This window comes from uncultured Photobacterium sp. (genome assembly GCF_947039875.1).
GTDB lineage: Bacteria > Pseudomonadota > Gammaproteobacteria > Enterobacterales > Vibrionaceae > Photobacterium.
Genome location: NZ_CAMRAN010000091.1, coordinates 1 through 4,026, shown reverse-complemented (window position 1 = coordinate 4,026; position 4,026 = coordinate 1). Strand labels below are relative to the sequence as shown.

Annotated in this window: 3 protein-coding genes; 1 reads left to right on the top strand and 2 read right to left on the bottom strand. The window is 41.8% G+C overall.

Features of this window, described 5'->3' with window-relative positions:
- Positions 1 to 150: 150 nt before the first annotated feature.
- Positions 151 to 1,578 (bottom strand): tRNA (N6-isopentenyl adenosine(37)-C2)-methylthiotransferase MiaB, encoded by a 1,428-nt coding sequence (gene miaB, locus Q0V26_RS17820; RefSeq protein WP_297486324.1) that lies wholly within the window; start codon positions 1,576 to 1,578, stop codon positions 151 to 153.
- A 168-nt stretch (positions 1,579 to 1,746) separates the two neighbouring features.
- Positions 1,747 to 2,475 carry a monofunctional biosynthetic peptidoglycan transglycosylase gene (gene mtgA / locus Q0V26_RS17815; protein WP_297486323.1) on the bottom strand — a complete coding sequence of 243 codons (729 nt, stop codon included), beginning with the start codon at positions 2,473 to 2,475 and terminating at the stop codon, positions 1,747 to 1,749.
- 169 nt (positions 2,476 to 2,644) lie between these two features.
- Here mtgA and Q0V26_RS17810 point away from each other — a divergent pair, with 169 nt between their 5' ends.
- The gene (locus tag Q0V26_RS17810; RefSeq protein WP_297486321.1) at positions 2,645 to 3,805 is read left to right on the top strand and encodes a 2-octaprenyl-3-methyl-6-methoxy-1,4-benzoquinol hydroxylase; all 1,161 of its coding nucleotides are present in this window, start codon (positions 2,645 to 2,647) and stop codon (positions 3,803 to 3,805) included.
- The last annotated feature ends 221 nt before the right edge of the window (positions 3,806 to 4,026 follow it).

Sequence of the window (4,026 nt, the reverse complement as noted above, 5' to 3'; positions counted from 1 at the left end):
GGTTCCAGATCAAATTCTACAGTAATTATCTTGCTCAAGGTTTGCCTCTCATTGAGGTCGCCTAAATGTAGGCGACCATATTTTCAGGGCATGCGACTTACTTTGAATAATAGTGATTACTGCGCGTAATTTGACGGCAGTGAACGACAGTTATTCTGGAGTATATACGCCTACACCTAAATCATCTTCACGGCGCGTTTTTGCCATCATTGCTGCTGGTGACATTGCAACGCGAAGATCCATTTCTGCTTCAGTACGAACAAGTTCGCCACGTAATGAGTTAGTAAATACATCGATGATTTTCACATCAACAAATTGACCAATCAACTCAGCAGAGCCTTCAAAGTTTACAATACGGTTATTTTCAGTACGACCGCGTAGTTCCATCACATTTTTACGTGATGGACCTTCAACTAAAATGCGTTGCTCTGTGCCTAGCATTTGACGTGCATGGCGCATCGCTTGGCTATTTAGTTGTTGTTGAAGGGCGTACAAACGCTCTTTCTTCACTTCTTCAGTGAGATCACACGGGTAATCTGCTGCTGGCGTACCAGGACGAGGTGAGAAGATAAAGCTATAACTAATATCAAAATCGATATCACGAATCAGTTTCATGGTATCTTCGAAATCTTGATCTGATTCACCAGGGAACGCGACAATAAAGTCTGAGCTCATGGTGATATCTGGGCGTACTTTACGTAACTTACGAATTTTTGACTTATATTCAAGTACCGTATGAGGGCGCTTCATCATCGTTAGAATACGATCTGAACCACTTTGTACTGGTAGGTGTAAGTAGTTAACCAGCTCAGGGGTATCTGTATAAACGTCAATGATATCGTCAGTAAATTCAATCGGGTGACTGGTTGTGTAACGTACACGATCAATACCGTCAATCGCTGCCACTAGACGTAGAAGTTCAGCAAAGCTAGCAAGTTCACCATCATGGGTTGGACCACGGAATGCATTCACGTTTTGGCCAAGCAGGTTAACTTCACGTACGCCTTGATCTGCCAGTTGAGCAATTTCAAATAATACGTCATCAATCGGGCGGCTAACTTCTTCGCCACGGGTGTAAGGCACTACACAATACGTACAGTATTTAGAACAACCTTCCATGATAGAGACAAATGCTGTTGCACCGTCAGCACGAGGTTCAGGTAAGTTATCGAATTTTTCAATCTCAGGAAATGAAATATCCATTACGGTTTTTTCATTTGATTGAGAGCGTTTAATCATCTCTGGCAAACGGTGTAGAGTTTGTGGGCCAAAGATAACATCAACGTAAGGTGCGCGTTTGCGAATAGAATCGCCTTCTTGAGTCGCTACACAGCCACCAACGCCGATCACTAGATCAGGTTTTTTATCTTTTAGTTTTTTCCAACGGCCTAGTTGGTGGAAAACTTTTTCTTGTGCTTTTTCACGGATCGAACAGGTATTAAGTAGCAGAACATCTGCTTCTTCTGGGATTTCTGTTAACTCGAAGCCATTAGCAGCATTAAGAAGATCGGCCATTTTTGATGAATCGTATTCGTTCATCTGGCAGCCCCAGGTTTTAATCAGCAGTTTCTTCGCCATCTCTCTTCGCTCGTAGTGTTGATTCATTACATTCAGATTACGGGCTGACAGGTCGCATTAGCATATGTAAAAGGTAATGCCCTGTAGCAAGCCGCGTATTGTACTGCTTTAAACTCGGTCTGACTAGATCATCACCACCCTGAAAAAAGTGTGGTCTTTTGGGATTGACTAGCGATAGAGATTAAAAGATTTAAAAAGTGATTGTTCATCATAGACCTTATTTAGCGTAACCATACCTAGTTGACGCATTTGTTTGCGGATCCACAATGTGCGTTGATAAACATAATTGCTCATTGGGCTGGCTTTTATTTTATAAGGGTTAGGTAACACAGCTGCCAGTTGTGCTGCTTGTTGAGCGCTAAGTCGGCTAGCGGGAATATGGAAAAAATGTTCACTAGCCGCTTGGACGCCATAGATTCCCGGACCAAACTCAATCACATTTAAATAGGTTTCTAAAATACGATCTTTGCCCCAAATGACCTCCATCCATAATGCAAAATACAATTCGATACCTTTACGAATGAAAGAATGGTAGGGGAATAAAAACACATTTTTAGCGGTTTGTTGGGTAATGGTACTAGCGCCTCGGCTAGGCCCGTTTTTACCACTGTGTTCAAGTACTGATAGGGTTGCACTAAGATCGATACCATGATGTTCCGGAAAGGTTTGATCTTCTGATGCGATCACAGCTAATTGCATATTTTTTGAAATTTTATCCAAATTCACCCATTGGTGATGTGTATGTTTTGGATAGCCTTGAGGTGGAAAGAGGGTACGGCTAATTTCCCACCCCCAAAACGGTGGGTTAATAAACTTAAAAATAATGATCAGCACAATAGGTACAATCAACGCGCCTAAAATAAGTTTACTAATAAAACGTTTAAATCTTGCCAGCATGGTGATTGGATTCCTGTCAGCGATGAAAGAGAGTGGTTAAGGGGGGATTAGCAATGAATACGTTATGGTAGTACCCCAGTAACTGTATTTTCTTATACAATCATCTAACACAATGGTTTGAATGATTATAACCAAATAATAAGCCAGGACATAATAGGTAGGTAAAGATATGGAACAATATGATGTCATTGTTGCTGGTGGCGGTATGGTTGGCGCTGCTGCCGCGATTGGTTTAGCTCAGCAAGGGTTTGAGGTCGCAGTAATAGAAGGCTATGCGCCACAGCCATTTGTGTCAACACAAGCAATGGATTTACGTGTTTCGGCTATTTCTCCACGTTCAGTTGCCCTATTAGAACAATTAGGTGCATGGCAACCTGTAATGGCGATGCGTTTATGCCCCTTTAAACGTCTTGAAACGTGGGAACATCCTGAGTGTCGCACGCGGTTTAATGCCGATGAGATGCAACTGCAGCAATTGGGTTATATCGTTGAAAACCGTGTACTTCAATTAGCGCTATGGCAGCAATTTGAAGCTTACGATAATATTACTTTATTGTGCCCAGCAACCATGGTGGCGGCAACTGAGATTGATGATGGCTATCAAGTTGAATTGAGTGATGGCTCATTGCTTAATTGTGGTTTATTAATTGGTGCTGATGGGGCTAATTCTCAAGTACGTCAGCAAGCAAATATTGGTATTACTGCGTGGGATTATCGCCAACATTGTATGTTGATTAATATTGCGACACAGTTGCCACAACAAGATATTACTTGGCAGCAGTTCACTCCTGCGGGGCCGCGGTCATTTTTACCGTTGCCTGGCCATCAAGGATCACTTGTTTGGTATGACTCTCCAGCTCGTATTCGTCAATTATCGGCGATGCCTGCTGCGCAATTACAGGCAGAGATCATGGCTACGTTTCCTTGTGAATTAGGCGAATTTACTGTACTTAATCACGGCAGTTTTCCTTTAACTCGTCGTCATGCACAAACATACTATAAACCCAATGTTGTGTTATTAGGCGATGCAGCCCACACCATTAATCCATTAGCTGGGCAAGGGGTTAATTTGGGTTTTAAAGATGTTGCTTGTTTAATAGATAAAATGAGCCAAGCAGGCAGTGATTGGCAACAACCTCACGTTCTGGCTAATTATGAACGTTGTCGTCGGCCTGATAATTTGGTAATGCAAACCGGAATGGATTTTTTCTACAGCGCGTTTAGTAATAATATTGGGCCATTAAAGTTACTGCGTAATGTTGGATTACGGGCTGCTGATCATACTGGTGTGATAAAAAAACAACTATTGAAATATGCGATGGGGATCTAGGCTATTGTCTTGATTCTATTTTTGCTGACTTAATCAAAAACATAAAAAGCCGAGTAAAATTAATTACTCGGCTTTTTATTTATTCTTTTACTTGCCGTCGTCGTCAATAGAGATGATCACTATATTGCAGATAAAAGAAAACCTACTCAAAGAGTAGGTCTCTAATATGGTGCGGAAGGAGAGACTTGAACTCTCACACCTTACGGCGCTAGAACCTAAAT

What these genes read in the sequence shown, in the direction of transcription:
- Q0V26_RS17810 (WP_297486321.1), top strand. Translation starts at nt 2,645, where the DNA reads ATGGAACAATATGATGTCATTGTTGCTGGTGGCGGTATGGTTGGCGCT.
- mtgA (WP_297486323.1), bottom strand. Translation starts at nt 2,475, where the DNA reads ATGCTGGCAAGATTTAAACGTTTTATTAGTAAACTTATTTTAGGCGCG.
- miaB (WP_297486324.1), bottom strand. Translation starts at nt 1,578, where the DNA reads ATGGCGAAGAAACTGCTGATTAAAACCTGGGGCTGCCAGATGAACGAA.